Consider the following 13073-nt stretch of genomic DNA (forward strand, 5'->3'; position numbering starts at 1 on the left):
TGCGCGCGCCCGGCGCAACGGCAGGGAGCCGATCGTGACCGAAAGCAGTTTTGCCGATCGCGCCGATGCCGGCCGCCAGCTGGCCGACGCGTTGCGCGAATACGCGGGGCGAACCGACGTCGTCGTGCTCGCGCTGCCGCGCGGCGGCGTGCCCGTCGCGTATCCGGTCGCGTGCGCACTGCGCGCGCCGCTCGACGTGCTGGTCGTGCGCAAGCTCGGCGTGCCGTTCGACCCCGAGCTCGCGATGGGCGCGATCGCGACGGGCGGCGCGACCCATCTGCAGCGTTCGGTGATCCGCGCGATGGACGTATCGGATGCGCAACTCGCCGACGTGATCGCGCGCGAGACGACCGAACTGCAACGCCGCGAGGCGCTGTATCGCGGCGCGGCGCCGCCGCTGGCGGTGGATGGACGCATCGCAATCGTCGTCGACGACGGTGTCGCGACCGGCGCATCGATGCGCGTCGCGCTGCAGGCGCTGCGCGAGCGCCGTCCGGCGCGCATCGTCGCGGCGGTGCCGGTCGCGCCGGCGGGCGCGGCGCATGCGTTCGACGGCCTGGCCGACGTATTCGTCGCGGTGTCGCAGCCGGCGCGGCTCTTCGGGATCAGCCAGTTCTACGCGCGCTTCGAGCAGACGAGCGACGACGAGGTGCGCGCGCTGCTCGACGCGGCGCGCCCCTGACGCGTCGTCACGTCCGACGGTTCCGGCGCGGGCGCGGTCGGCCGGCTTCCGCCAGCGCGAACACGCGTTGCATCGCCGGATGGACGTTGCCGTGCCAGCGTGGCCCCGTAAACAGTCCGTAGTGATCGCAATCGTCGACGTCGACGCGATGGCGCGCGTCGGCCGAGAGGCCGCTGCACAGGCCGAGCGCCGCATGCGTCTGGCCGGCGCCCGTGACTGTGTCGCGGGCGCCTTCGACGGTCAGCAGCGCGACGTCGCGCAACGCGGCCGGTTCGACGCGCCGGCCACGCACGCGCCACGCGCCGGTCGCGAGCAGCATGCGCTGGAACACGACGTCGACCGTATCGAGAAAATAATCGGCCGGCATGTCGAGCAGCGCGGTGTATTCGCGCAGCGCCCGCCGGGCGTCGGCAAGCCCGGCCATGTCGAAGCGGGAGGCTGCCAGCGCGTAGGTCTCGATCAGCGCCAGGAAGCGTTGCGGATACAGCAGTGCGATCTCGCCCTGTTGCAGATAGGTCGGGAACACGCGGCGGCCATGCCCCGCGAACCCGGGCGGCACGATGTCGATCAGGTGGCGCCGGCACCAGTCGAGCGAATGGGCGGCCGCCGCGGCGCCGAGCGCGCTCGGGTTCAGCCGCGCATCGAGCGGGCCGCCGATCAGCGTGATGCTCGCGGGCGGAGCGAGGCCGCGCGCGGCCCGCAGCGCGAGTGCGCCGAGCGCGGGCACGGTCGCCTGGCACACGGCGACGACGTGCAGCGGCCGATCGTCGTGCTGGAGCGCGTCGACGAAGCCGTCGAGCATCGCGACGTACTCGTCGAGCCCGAAACGGCCTGCCGCGAGCGGTACGTCGCGCGCATTGCGCCAGTCGGTCACGCAAACGTCGCCATCGGCGAGCAGCGTTTCGGCGGTTTCCCGCATCATCACGGCCGCGTGCCCGACGAGCGGCGCGCACAGCAGCACGGTGCGGCGCGCGTCGGCGTGCGCGAAGCGCCGCAAGTCGCAAAACGGCGTGTGCGCGACCACCTGCTCGCCGACGTCGGGCCACGCGAGATCGAAGCCCGGCGGCGCGGCCTGCGGCCCGAGCAGCGGTTCGAACAGGTCGTCGTAGCACGACGACGCGGCATGCGGCAGCGACGCCGCGGGCCAGGCATCGAACGCGTATCGTGTCGCCGCGCGCCATGCGCGCATCCATTCCCGCTGCTGCTCGACGACGGCGTACCACATGGCGGACCCTGGGGCGGAAGAAGCGTGAATATCCATTATGGTCACTGTGGCCGCGCAGCGGGAGGCGGATGTGCGGGCGGCTGATCTGCATCACGCGCACGCTAGGCGCTGCCGCGCGACGCTGCTACAGTCGTCGGTCCCATTCCCTCGAAACGGAGCGTTTGCGATGAAACTGATCGGTATGCTGGATTCGCCGTTCGTGCGCCGGGTCGCCATTTCGGCGAAGCTGCTCGACCTGCCGTTCGAACACGAGTCGATCTCGGTATTCCGTCACATCGAGCGGTTCAGGGCGCTCAACCCGGTCGTCAAGGCGCCGACGCTCGTGACCGACGGCGGCGCGACGCTGATCGATTCGTCGCTGATTGTCGACTATCTCGATCATCTCGCCGCGCCGGAGCGGCGCCTGCTGCCCGACGCCGTCGATGCCCGATTGCGCGCGCTGGTGCCGATCGGGTTCGCGCTGGCCGCCGCCGAGAAAACCGTGCAGTTCGTCTACGAGCAGGCACTGCGGCCGTCGGACAAGCAGCACGAACCGTGGATCGAACGCGTGCTGAGCCAGCTCGAAGGCGCATACGGCGCGCTGGAGCCGCTGGTCGCGGCCACCAAGGGCTGGTTCGGCGGTGCGCGGCTGCTGCAGTCGGACGTGACGGTCGCGGTGGCGTGGCGCTTCACGCAGTTCATGGCGGCCGACTACCCGGCGCTGGCGCGGATCGATCCGGCCCGTTATCCGGCGCTCGCCGCCCATTCCGCGCGGGCGGAAGCGCTGCCGGCCTTCGTCGATACGCCGCTCGCGTAGCTTTTGAAGCGGTTCGCCGGGCTGCCGCACGCCGCTGCCAGGCGCCGCTCGCCGTTGTCCGGCAAGCCGCTGCCGATTGTTCTCGGCCGCTGACAAGTGACTTCGCATTCGCGCTGTTTATCCGGACGCGACCGATCCCTAGAATCCACTCCATCAAATCACGCATTGCCAGATGGAGCCGATGATGAAAGCCCTGATTGAATCGAGCCTGTACCACCCGTCCGTCGTGTTGGCGCTTGCCGGGCTCACGCAGCTGATGGTCGAGCGCGATTTCAATCTCGGCCAGGTCGGGATGATCGTCGCGGCGCGCGGTGCGCAGGCAGCCGTGTCGCGGTCGCGCGCGCTGATCTTCTGCCGTCACTGCGAAGCGCACGCATGAACGCGCACGCCGACTGAATGAAAAAAGCCCGGCCGGCGCAAGCCGGTCGGGCGGATCGGGTTCGATCGGGCCCCGGCTTCGGCCGGGGCTTTTTTTGTTGGGCGACGCTCACGCGCGTGCGGGTGTCGCGACGCCGTAGATTTCGGATTCGTCGTCGTCCTCGCGCAACTGGCGCGCGAGCTGGTGCGCTTCGCGGCGCGTCGCGACGGCCGGCGGCGAGCCCTTCAGCGGCTGGCGCGCGGTTTCGGCGAGCGCGACGACCGACACGATGCCGATCAGCGCGGCGCCCATCATGTAGTACGCGGGCATCATCAGGTTGTGCGTCACGTCGACGAGCCATGCGGTCACCAGCGGCGTCGTGCCGCCGAACAGCGACACCGACACGTTGAAGCCGATCGCGAGCGCGCCGTAACGGATCTCGGTCGGGAACAGCGCGGGCAGCGCCGACGGCATCACGCCGGTGAAGCACGACAGCAGCACGCCGAGGATCAGCAGGCCGCCGAACACCGATGCCGTGGTGCCCGTGTGGATCAGCATCAGCGACGGGATCGACAGCACCAGCAGGCCCACGCAGCCGGCGAGCATCACCGGCTTGCGGCCGACCTTGTCGGACAGGCGGCCGGCGTACAGCGTCATCGGCATCATCAGCACCATCACGAGCAGCACCAGCACGAGGCTGTGCGATTCGTCGAAGTGCAGCGTCGACGACATGAAGCTCGGCAGGTACGACAGCACCATGTAGTCGGTCACGTTGAAGATCAGCACGAGGCCGACGCACAGCAGCAGTGCACGCCAGTTGCGCAGCAGCGTCTCGCGGAAGCGCGTCTTCGGCACGGCCTTGTCCTGCGCTTCGCGCGCTTCGGCCTGGCGCTTGAACGCGGGCGTTTCCTCGAGCTTCATCCGGATGTACAGCCCGATCAGGCCGAGCGGCCCGGCGATCAGGAACGGCACGCGCCAGCCCCACGACAGCAGCGCGTCCTGCGACAGCGACGCGGTGAGCAGCGCGACGACGCCCGCGCCCAGCACATAGCCGATCAGCGTGCCGAACTCGAGGAAGCTGCCCATGAAGCCGCGACGCTTGTCGGTCGAGAATTCGGCGATGAAGGTCGCCGCGCCGCCGTATTCGCCGCCGGTCGAGAAGCCCTGCACGAGGCGGGCGACGAGCAGCAGGATCGGCGCCATGATGCCGATCGACGCATAGCTCGGGATCAGGCCGATCGCGAAGGTGCCGACGGCCATCATGATCATCGTCGCGGCGAGCACGCGCTGACGGCCGATGCGGTCGCCGAGCGGCCCGAACACCATGCCGCCGAGCGGACGCACGAGGAACGCGGCCGCGAACGTGCCGAAGGTCGCGAGCAACTGCGCGGACGGGCTGCTCGACGGGAAGAACACCTTGCCGAGCGTGACGGCGATATAGCTGTAGACGCCGAAATCGAACCATTCCATCGCATTGCCGATGGCCATCGCGCTGACGGCGCGCTTGAGCAGGCTCTGGTCGACGACGGTGATGTCGTCCGCGGCGAGCGGGGCTTCGCCGGACGGCGAAGCGGTGGAAGAGACAGCGGTCGGGCTGACGTGTGTTGCGGTCAAGGTCATGCACTCCTTTGACAGCGCCGGAACGGGCAGGGCCGTCCGACACGGTTTGCCGGCGAGCGCGGTGTCGTGTGCTGCGCGTCGGGGCAGACCTTTAAGCACTTACTGCGCAGGGGGCAGCAAAGGGCCAAGGGGTTGCTTCGACGCGGGCCCGATGGGCCGTCGCGACAGTGCGCTCATGAAGAATGGGCCGCGTGATGCGAGCGGCAGATGCCGGTGCGGACGAGATGTCCGGTGTTCCGGCAACGCCCCGGAGGGGCAACGAAACGAGAAAAGCGGGCCTGTCGGGCGGGCTTTCCTGTGGATGCAATTTCGATCGAGGCACCGGCCCGCAGCGTGCGGACGGACTTCTCTCAAAATCGAAAAGACAGAGATTGAATGTTGAAACAGGCGACATGATAGCACGATGACGGACGATCGCGCAAATTGCGCGGAATCGCCCGCCTGGCGGGGCATCCGGCGCGGCCCGCTCGGGTATGATCGGCGGCGCGCGGCGCGGCCGATCGTCCGCCGCGACGGGGCTGAATTCGTGAGGAACCGGATGACCGAACTGATCAGGATCGCGGCGCTGTTCGCCGCTACCGCGCTGGCCGAAATCGTCGGCTGCTATCTGCCGTGGCTCGTGCTGAAGGCCGGGCGCCCGGCCTGGCTGCTGGTGCCGGCCGCGCTGTCGCTCGCGCTGTTCGCGTGGCTGCTGACGTTGCACCCGAGCGCGGCGGGGCGCACGTATGCCGCGTACGGCGGTGTGTACATCGCGGTGGCGCTGATCTGGCTGCGGGTGATCGACGGCGTCGCGCTGACCCGCTGGGACGTGGCCGGCGCGGTGCTCGCGCTCGGCGGGATGGCCGTCATCGCGCTGCAGCCGCGCGCATGAGCGCGGCCGCGACGCGGGCCGCGGGTATTACGCTGCTTCGGCGGTATCTGTCTCGGCGGACTGGCGCCACACGCAGGTGCCCTTGACCGACTTGTCGAGCTCGTCGAGCTGAGCCTGGTGCGCGGCCAGCTCGTCGTCGCTCGCGACCACCACGGCGAGGTCGAGTGCGGCGAGCGACACGCGCTGGCCGTTCGCCGCGCCGCCGCCGACGCCCGCGTCGTCGAGCATGTCGATCACGAGGCTGTCCTGGCCGCGCGTCATCGCGAGATACACCTCGGCGAGCAGCTCCGAGTCGAGCAGCGCGCCGTGCAGCGTGCGGTGCGCGTTGCTGATGCCGAAACGGTCGCACAGCGCGTCGAGCGAGTTGCGCTTGCCGGGGAACATCTGCTTGGCCTGCACCAGCGTGTCGATCACGCCGCCGCAATGCTCGGTGAACGGCGGCAGGCCGAGCCGTGCGAATTCGGCGTCGAGAAAGCCGAGGTCGAACGGCGCGTTGTGGATGATCAGCTCGGCGTCCTTCACGAAGTCGAGGATCTGATGGGCGACTTCCGCGAATTTCGGCTTGTCGCTCAAGAATTCGGTCGTGAGGCCGTGCACCGCCAGTGCGCCCGGATCGCTGTCGCGTTCGGGGTTCACGTAGAAGTGCAGGTTGTTGCCGGTGAGCCGCCGGTTCAGCAGCTCGACGCAGCCGATTTCGATGAGACGGTCGCCCGTGCGGGCGTTCAGGCCGGTGGTTTCGGTATCGAGAATGATCTGGCGCATGTCGGGAAAAGCAGGAAAAACGGGAGAGGGCGGCCGGTGTTCAGGCGGCCAGCGATTCGACGCCGCGGTTCGCGAGCGCGTCCGCGCGCTCGTTTTCGGGATGACCTGCATGGCCCTTGACCCAGCGCCATTCGATCTCGTGCTGCACGACGAGCGCGTCGAGCCGCTTCCACAGGTCGGCATTCTTCACCGGCGTCTTCGCCGCGGTGACCCAGCCTTTCTTCTTCCACCCGTGGATCCACTCGCTGATGCCCTTCTGCACGTATTGCGAGTCGGTATGCACGATCACCCGGCACGGCCGCTTCAGCGCTTCGAGCGCGGCGATCACGCCCATCAGCTCCATGCGGTTGTTGGTCGTGTTCGGCTCGCCGCCGAACAGTTCCTTTTCCTTGTCGCCGTAGCGCAGCAGCGCGCCCCAGCCGCCGGGGCCGGGGTTGCCCTTGCAGGCGCCGTCGGTATAGATGTCGATGGTGTCGATTGTCATGAACGTTCTTGGTGAGTGGTCGGGGAGGCCGCCGGCGTCAGGCCCGGTGCGAGCACGGGCTTCTTCATCTTGATCGGGCCGACGAGGCGCATGCCGCGCACGCGCTTGACGGCCGTCACCATGTAGACGGCGCCGAAGATCGGCCACCAGCGGTCGCCGGCGGCCTCCATGAAGCCGTAGCGGGCCAGCCACTGGTCGGTGGCGAGCGGCGGCCGGTAGCAGCCGAAGCGGCCGCGTTCGAGGTCGAAACCGAGCAGCTTGATCCAGTCCTTCAGCCGGATGAACGCGATCTGGTCGCGCGTGGCCGGCACGAACGGGCGGTTCGCCATGCGCCCGAACGACTGCCGCATGCCCCACAGGCTCAGCGAATTGAAGCCGGTGATCACGAGCTGGCCTTCCGGCATCAGCACGCGCTCGGCCTCGCGCAGCAGGCGGTGCGGGTCGGACGTGAATTCGAGCGTGTGCGGCATCACGATCAGGTCGACGCTCTGCGACTCGAACGGCAGGTCGAGCAGATCGCACCAGGTCGTGCTGCGATCGGCGGGCGCATGGCCCGCCGTGTGCGCTTCGCGCGCCCACGGATACTGATACGGCGCGCTCGCGCCGCTCGCCGGGTCGAGCACGAGGCCGCGATACGGCATGCGGTTCTCCCGCAGCGCGTCGAGCTGCGGCAGGCCGAGCTGCAGCGCGTGGAAGCCGAAGACGTCGGACACGATCCGGTCGAGCTGCGCCTGTTCCCAGCCCAGCACGTAGCGGCCGGGCGGCGAGTCGGTCCAGGCGGGCCAGTCTATAATTTGTGGATCGGACATAACGATGATTGCGCGCCCATGAACGAGCTGGAATACGTGCCGGTTCCGGCATTCGAAGACAACTATATCTGGCTCGTCTCGGACGGCCGCGATGCGATCGCCGTCGATCCGGGTGAAGCCGCGCCCGTACGCCGGGTTCTTGCCGAACGCGGATGGCGGTTGACCGCTATTTTACTCACGCACCACCACGCCGACCACGTCGGCGGTGTCGACGCGCTGCGTAATAGCCAACCGGACGATGCTCCCCTCCCCGTTTACGGTCCCGCCGCCGAAGCGATCGGCGTGGTCACGCGGCCGCTGGCGGGCGGCGATCGCGTGACGCTCGACGCGCCGGCCGTCGCGTTCGACGTGCTCGACGTGCCGGGTCATACGCGCGGCCACATTGCGTATTTTCAGACGGCCGGTCAAGGCGCGGCCGGGCAGGGCAACGCGGAGCCGCACGTGTTCTGCGGCGACACGCTGTTCTCGTGCGGCTGCGGCCGCCTGTTCGAAGGCACGCCCGCGCAGATGCTCGCGTCGCTCGACGCGCTCGCGGCGCTGCCGGGCGACACGCGCGTGCATTGCGCACACGAATACACGCTGTCGAACATCCGCTTCGCGCTCGCGTGCGAGCCCGGCAATGCGGCGCTCGCCGCGTGGCGCGACGACGCGCAGGCACTGCGTGCGCGCGGCGTGCCGACGCTGCCCACGACGATCGCGCACGAGCGCGCGGTCAACCCGTTCATGCGGGCCGACAGCGCGGCGATCCACGCGACGCTCGAGGCCGAGCTGCACGAAACGGTGACGGATCGTCTGGCCGCGTTCACGCTGATGCGCGAATGGAAAAACCGGTTCCGGTAACGTTTTTCGGAGGACTCCAAAGCTCAAGCGGTGTCTGTAAAAATTGCTCCAAATGTAGGATTTCGCTGAGTTTTCGGTGTTTTTATTGACGTGAAGCACGCACTTCCGTAGTATCGCCTGCAATTTCCAGCCGTCGGAAGCAGAGATTTTCATGCGACTTATATTGAGTGCGATGGTGGTGCTGCTACTCGCCGCTTGTGCGAGCCAGCCCCCTGTCGCCAACACCGCCGCCGATCCGCAGGCGACGTCCAACTACCTCCGTAAATCAGCCACCGCCAAAGAAACTGTCGACGTCGACAAGCAATCCGTCGGCGACCTGACCACGGCAGACTCCGATCTCTGGGCGCGCATCCGCCGCGGCTTCCAGATGCCCGACCTGCAGAGCGATCTGGTCGACATGCAGACGACCTGGTATACGCAGCGTCCCGATTACGTGCAGCGCATGACCGAGCGCTCGCAGAAGTACCTGTACCACATCGTCGAGGAACTCGAGGCGCGTCACATGCCGACCGAGCTCGCGCTGCTGCCGTTCATCGAGTCCGCGTACAACCCGCAGGCGCTGTCGGTCGCGAAGGCGGCCGGCATGTGGCAGTTCATGCCCGGCACCGGCCGCACGTACAACCTGAAGCGCAACATGTGGCAGGACGAGCGCCGCGACGTGCTCGCGTCGACGAGCGCCGCGCTCGACTACCTGTCCCGCCTGCACGACATGTTCGGCGACTGGTATCTGGCGCTGGCCGCGTACAACTGGGGCGAAGGCAACGTGCAGCGCGCGATCGCGCGCAATCAGGCGGCCGGCCTGCCGACCGACTACCAGAGCCTGCGGATGCCGAACGAGACGCGCAACTACGTGCCGAAGCTGCAGGCGGTGAAGAACATCATCGCGAGCCCGCAGCAGTACGGCCTCGCGCTGCCCGATATCCCGAACCATCCGTATTTCGTGACGGTGACGACGTCGCGCGACATCGACGTGGCGGTGGCCGCGAAGCTCGCGAACCTCCCGCTCGACGAATTCCGCTCGCTGAACCCGTCGTTCTCGAAGCCCGTGATCCTCGGCGCGACCGAGCCGCAGATCCTGCTGCCGTTCGACAACGCGTCCGCGTTCGAGAAGAGCCTGAAAGCCTACAACGGCCAGCTGTCGTCGTGGACCACCTACACGGTCAGCGAGCGTGCACGCCCGGCCGCGATCGCCGAGAAGATCGGCGTCGACGCCGATACGCTGATGTCGGTCAACAAGATTCCGGCCGGCATGCGCCTGAAGCCGGGCTCGACGATCGTCGTGCCGCGCGGCGATGACGACGACGAGGACATCAGCGCCGACGTCGCCGAAAACGGCGCGCTCGCGATGGAGCCGGACGTTCCCGATACGCGCAAGATGCTGATCCGCGTGCGTCGCAAGCAGTCGATGGCGGCGCTCGCCGGCCGCTACGGCGTGTCGGTCGGCCAGTTGAAGGCGTGGAACCGTACGCACCGCGATCTCGTGATGCCGGGCCAGGCGCTCGTGCTGCACGTGCCGGTCGGCCGTTCGGTGCCGGCGGAACCCGGTCCGGAGCGGATCGCGACGTCAGCCGCCGGTGCGCACATCGAGCGCGCGAGCCTGGCGGTGGGCGGCAAGTCGCATGGTGGCAAGCGCAGCGTCGCCAAGTCGTCGGCGAAGTCGGCGAAGGCTGCCGCTCCTGTGAAAGCCGCGCCGGCCAAGACCGCCGCGCACAAGGGCAAGAAGAAGTAAGCGCGGCCGTCGCGCGCGGCGCAGCGGCCGGTGAGGCCCGGACGATTGCGCTATCATCCGACGAATTCGACGAAACGCCGTCACCGAGGTGACGGCGTTTTCGTTTGTGCGCGGCGCGTCGGCGCTGCGTCGCGCGTCTTCATCCAACAAGGAGAAGCGATGTCGTCGGTGCAGGTGAGGGTGCTCGCGCTGTTTTCGGTCGGGTATTTCGTGTCGTACGTGTTTCGCGGCGTCAATCTGGGCTTCGCGCCGTTCGTCACGCACGAGCTCGGGCTGTCGGCCGCCGATCTCGGCCTGCTCACCAGCCTGTATTTCCTCGGCTTCGCGGGCGCGCAGATTCCGGCCGGCGTGATGCTCGACCACTTCGGCCCGCGCCGTGTGACGGCCGGCATGCTGCTGTTCGCGGCGGCCGGCGCGGCCGTGTTCGGCGCGGCGCACGGCATCGGCATGATGATGGTCGGCCGGCTGCTGATTGGTGTCGGCGTGTCGGTGTGTCTCGGCGCGGCGTTCAAGGCGCTCGCGCAGCATTTCCCGGTCGGCCGGCTGCCGCTCGTCAATGGCCTCGTGATGGCCGTGGGCGGCCTCGGCGGCGTGATGGTCGGCTCGCCGCTGACCTGGCTGCTCGGCTGGGCGAGCTGGCGCGCGATCTGTTTCGGCCTCGCGGTGCTGACGGTGATCGTCGCGGCGTCGATCGGCTTCGGCGCGCCCGACGCGCAGCAGGCGCGCCACCAGGGCGGGCTCGTCAGCCAGTTCAAGGGCACGTGGCACATCCTGACGAGCCGCGCGTTCTGGAAGATTGCGTCGTTCTCCGTCGTCACGCAGGGCGTGTTCTACGCGATGCAATCGTTGTGGGTCGGGCCGTATCTGCGCGATGTCGGCGGGTTCGACGCGCCGCATGCCGCACGCCTCGTGTCGGTGCTCGGCTTCGCGATGATGGCCGGCTGCGTTGGCTTTGGCGCGGCGGCGCGCGTGCTCGAGCGGCGCGGCGTGTCGGTTTACGCCACCTGCGGCATCGGCATGGCGCTGTTCGTCGCGACGCAGCTCGCGATCGTCGCGCGCGTGCCGTTGTCGCCCGCGATGCTGTGGGCCGCGTACGGAATGTTTGGCGGCGTGGGCATCCTGACCTACGCGGTGATGGCCGGACATTTTTCCGCCCATCTGATCGGCCGCGCGAACACCACGCTCACGCTCGTGATCTTCCTGCTGATCTTTGCGTTCCAGATCGGCGTCGGCGCGGTGCTATCGCACTGGCCGGCGGTCGACGGCCGTTATCCGGCGGCCGCGCACTTCACCGCGTGGGGCGTGCTGCTCGCGCTGCAGCTCGCGAGCGCGGTGTGGTACGTGTGGCCCGCGCGCGGGACTGGTCAAGCGCACTGATCCGGCGGTACGCTGGCGGGTAGGGCGGCCGCGGAAACGGGGCCGTAGCACGGTGCGCTGCGCCGCCGGACGCGGCGCACACACGATCGGACGGCCATATCCATTGAAGATAGGCCCATTTTCAGGCTATAATTTGAAAGTTTGTGCTGATCAACCTCGCACCCTAGCGCCTACCTCATTCATCCCGTTCATCCGCCGCACGCCGCCTGCCGGGCGATGCCGCGAAGCCTCGTGCGCCACGCGCCGGGTTCGCGTCTCGACAACGCAGGCCGCGTCCAGCTAGCGACCGCGCGCGCCCACGCAGCGCGGCGCTTGCGCGGCAGGGTAAACAGGTCGGCAGCAGGGTGTTCCCCAAGGAGCCTCCCGTGTTGCCGTCTTTTTCTCCCGCCTTGCTTGCACTCGCCGACGGCACGGTCTTTCGTGGTTATTCGATCGGGGCCGAAGGCCATACGATCGGCGAAGTCGTGTTCAATACCGCGATCACCGGCTATCAGGAAATCCTGACTGATCCGAGCTACTCGCGCCAGATCGTCACGCTCACCTATCCGCATATCGGCAACGTCGGCGTCAACGCCGAAGACGTCGAAGCCACGAAAGTCCATGCCGCCGGCCTGATCATCCGCGATCTGCCGACGCTCGCATCGAACTTCCGCATGGACCGCACGCTCGGCGATTACCTGCGCGACGAAGGCGTCGTCGCGATCGCCGGCATCGACACCCGCAAGCTGACCCGCATCCTGCGCGACAAGGGCGCGCAGAGCGGCTGCATCCTGACGGGCTCCGACGACGAAGCGAAGGCGATCGAGCTCGCGCGCTCGTTCGAGGGCCTTGCCGGCATGGATCTCGCGAAGGTCGTGTCGACCACCAAGCCGTTCGAGTGGAAGCAGACGGAATGGCGTCTCGAAGGCGGCTACGGCATGCAGGAGTCGCCGAAGTACCGCGTCGTCGCGTACGACTTCGGCGTCAAGTACAACATCCTGCGCATGCTCGCGGAGCGCGGCTGCCACGTGACGGTGCTGCCGGCTCAAGCCAGTGCGGAAGATGCGCTCGCGCTGAATCCGGACGGCGTCTTTCTGTCGAACGGCCCCGGCGATCCGGAGCCGTGCGATTACGCGATCGCGGCCACCAAGGCATTCATCGAGCGCGGCGTGCCGACCTTCGGCATCTGCCTCGGCCACCAGATCATGGGCCTCGCGGTCGGCGCGAAGACGCTGAAGATGAAGACGGGCCACCACGGCGCGAACCATCCGGTGAAGGATCTCGGCGACGGCCGTGTCGTGATCACGTCGCAGAACCACGGCTTCGCGGTCGATGCCGATTCGCTGCCGGCCAACGCGCGCGTGACGCACGTGTCGCTGTTCGACGGCACGCTGCAGGGCTTCGAGCTGACCGACAAGCCGGCGTTCTGCTTCCAGGGCCACCCGGAAGCGTCGCCCGGCCCGCACGACATCGGCTACCTGTTCGACCGTTTCACCGCGCTGATGGACGCGGCGAAGCAGCGCACCGCTTAACGTCATCGA

13 protein-coding genes are annotated in these 13073 nt (G+C 68.1%); 8 read left to right on the forward strand and 5 right to left on the reverse strand.

Annotated elements, in window-relative coordinates; all coding sequences use genetic code 11:
- Positions 1-34: 34 nt before the first annotated feature.
- Positions 35-682, forward strand: a complete 648-nt coding sequence (locus tag J8I35_RS24520; protein WP_050015181.1) for a phosphoribosyltransferase family protein — start codon at positions 35-37, stop codon at positions 680-682.
- Positions 683-689: 7 nt separating this feature from the next.
- On the opposite strand, the gene J8I35_RS24525 is transcribed toward J8I35_RS24520, so the two are convergent.
- Positions 690-1907 carry a polyhydroxyalkanoate depolymerase gene (locus J8I35_RS24525; RefSeq protein WP_124680200.1) on the reverse strand — a complete coding sequence of 406 codons (1218 nt, stop codon included), beginning with the start codon at positions 1905-1907 and terminating at the stop codon, positions 690-692.
- A 166-nt stretch (positions 1908-2073) separates the two neighbouring features.
- On the opposite strand from J8I35_RS24525, the gene J8I35_RS24530 reads away from it, so the two are divergent.
- Together J8I35_RS24530 and J8I35_RS24535 are read left to right on the forward strand one after the other, a co-directional pair.
- The gene (locus tag J8I35_RS24530) at positions 2074-2703 is read left to right on the forward strand and encodes a glutathione S-transferase (protein WP_209927411.1); all 630 of its coding nucleotides are present in this window, start codon (positions 2074-2076) and stop codon (positions 2701-2703) included.
- Positions 2704-2884: 181 nt separating this feature from the next.
- Positions 2885-3082 carry a hypothetical protein gene (locus J8I35_RS24535; RefSeq protein WP_050015242.1) on the forward strand — a complete coding sequence of 66 codons (198 nt, stop codon included), beginning with the start codon at positions 2885-2887 and terminating at the stop codon, positions 3080-3082.
- Between the two features lie 108 nt (positions 3083-3190).
- Here the strand turns inward: J8I35_RS24535 and proP are convergent, their stop codons facing one another.
- Complete coding sequence (proP, locus tag J8I35_RS24540; RefSeq protein WP_209927412.1) at positions 3191-4681, reverse strand: glycine betaine/L-proline transporter ProP; 1491 nt, start codon at positions 4679-4681, stop codon at positions 3191-3193.
- Positions 4682-5219: 538 nt separating this feature from the next.
- On the opposite strand from proP, the gene J8I35_RS24545 reads away from it, so the two are divergent.
- Positions 5220-5552 (forward strand): YnfA family protein, encoded by a 333-nt coding sequence (locus J8I35_RS24545; protein WP_050015244.1) that lies wholly within the window; start codon positions 5220-5222, stop codon positions 5550-5552.
- A gap of 27 nt (positions 5553-5579) precedes the next feature.
- Here the strand turns inward: J8I35_RS24545 and dnaQ are convergent, their stop codons facing one another.
- Genes dnaQ through J8I35_RS24560 form a run of 3 tightly spaced genes read right to left on the reverse strand, consistent with a single transcriptional unit; the run spans position 5580 to position 7607 of the window.
- Entirely contained in the window at positions 5580-6314 is a 735-nt protein-coding gene (gene dnaQ / locus J8I35_RS24550; RefSeq protein ID WP_050015188.1) for a DNA polymerase III subunit epsilon, read from the reverse strand.
- A 40-nt stretch (positions 6315-6354) separates the two neighbouring features.
- Positions 6355-6798: a ribonuclease HI gene (gene rnhA / locus J8I35_RS24555; protein ID WP_050015189.1), complete on the reverse strand. Its 444-nt coding sequence runs from the start codon at positions 6796-6798 to the stop codon at positions 6355-6357.
- Positions 6795-7607, reverse strand: a complete 813-nt coding sequence (locus tag J8I35_RS24560) for a class I SAM-dependent methyltransferase (protein WP_050015191.1) — start codon at positions 7605-7607, stop codon at positions 6795-6797. The genes rnhA and J8I35_RS24560 overlap by 4 nt, the downstream gene beginning before the upstream one ends.
- A gap of 18 nt (positions 7608-7625) precedes the next feature.
- Between J8I35_RS24560 and gloB the strand changes: the two genes are divergently transcribed.
- From gloB to carA, 4 genes are all read left to right on the forward strand, one after another.
- Positions 7626-8447 carry a hydroxyacylglutathione hydrolase gene (gene gloB, locus J8I35_RS24565; RefSeq protein ID WP_124557394.1) on the forward strand — a complete coding sequence of 274 codons (822 nt, stop codon included), beginning with the start codon at positions 7626-7628 and terminating at the stop codon, positions 8445-8447.
- 151 nt (positions 8448-8598) lie between these two features.
- Positions 8599-10176, forward strand: coding sequence for a transglycosylase SLT domain-containing protein (locus J8I35_RS24570; RefSeq protein ID WP_050015195.1), 1578 nt, complete (start codon positions 8599-8601; stop codon positions 10174-10176).
- Positions 10177-10335: 159 nt separating this feature from the next.
- Entirely contained in the window at positions 10336-11553 is a 1218-nt protein-coding gene (locus J8I35_RS24575; RefSeq protein WP_209927413.1) for an MFS transporter, read from the forward strand.
- A 365-nt stretch (positions 11554-11918) separates the two neighbouring features.
- Positions 11919-13064, forward strand: coding sequence for a glutamine-hydrolyzing carbamoyl-phosphate synthase small subunit (carA, locus tag J8I35_RS24580; RefSeq protein WP_050015197.1), 1146 nt, complete (start codon positions 11919-11921; stop codon positions 13062-13064).
- Positions 13065-13073: the final 9 nt, after the last annotated feature.

The organism is Burkholderia sp. CpTa8-5 (genome assembly GCF_017815045.1).
GTDB classification, from domain to species: domain Bacteria; phylum Pseudomonadota; class Gammaproteobacteria; order Burkholderiales; family Burkholderiaceae; genus Burkholderia; species Burkholderia sola.

Excerpts from the sequence above, each read along its gene's own strand:
- J8I35_RS24525 (WP_124680200.1), bottom strand. The coding sequence starts at position 1,907 with ATGTGGTACGCCGTCGTCGAGCAGCAGCGGGAATGGATGCGCGCATGG.
- J8I35_RS24530 (WP_209927411.1), top strand. The coding sequence starts at position 2,074 with ATGAAACTGATCGGTATGCTGGATTCGCCGTTCGTGCGCCGGGTCGCC.
- J8I35_RS24535 (WP_050015242.1), top strand. The coding sequence starts at position 2,885 with ATGATGAAAGCCCTGATTGAATCGAGCCTGTACCACCCGTCCGTCGTG.
- proP (WP_209927412.1), bottom strand. The coding sequence starts at position 4,681 with ATGACCTTGACCGCAACACACGTCAGCCCGACCGCTGTCTCTTCCACC.
- J8I35_RS24545 (WP_050015244.1), top strand. The coding sequence starts at position 5,220 with ATGACCGAACTGATCAGGATCGCGGCGCTGTTCGCCGCTACCGCGCTG.
- dnaQ (WP_050015188.1), bottom strand. The coding sequence starts at position 6,314 with ATGCGCCAGATCATTCTCGATACCGAAACCACCGGCCTGAACGCCCGC.
- rnhA (WP_050015189.1), bottom strand. The coding sequence starts at position 6,798 with ATGACAATCGACACCATCGACATCTATACCGACGGCGCCTGCAAGGGC.
- J8I35_RS24560 (WP_050015191.1), bottom strand. The coding sequence starts at position 7,607 with ATGTCCGATCCACAAATTATAGACTGGCCCGCCTGGACCGACTCGCCG.
- gloB (WP_124557394.1), top strand. The coding sequence starts at position 7,626 with ATGAACGAGCTGGAATACGTGCCGGTTCCGGCATTCGAAGACAACTAT.
- J8I35_RS24570 (WP_050015195.1), top strand. The coding sequence starts at position 8,599 with ATGCGACTTATATTGAGTGCGATGGTGGTGCTGCTACTCGCCGCTTGT.
- J8I35_RS24575 (WP_209927413.1), top strand. The coding sequence starts at position 10,336 with ATGTCGTCGGTGCAGGTGAGGGTGCTCGCGCTGTTTTCGGTCGGGTAT.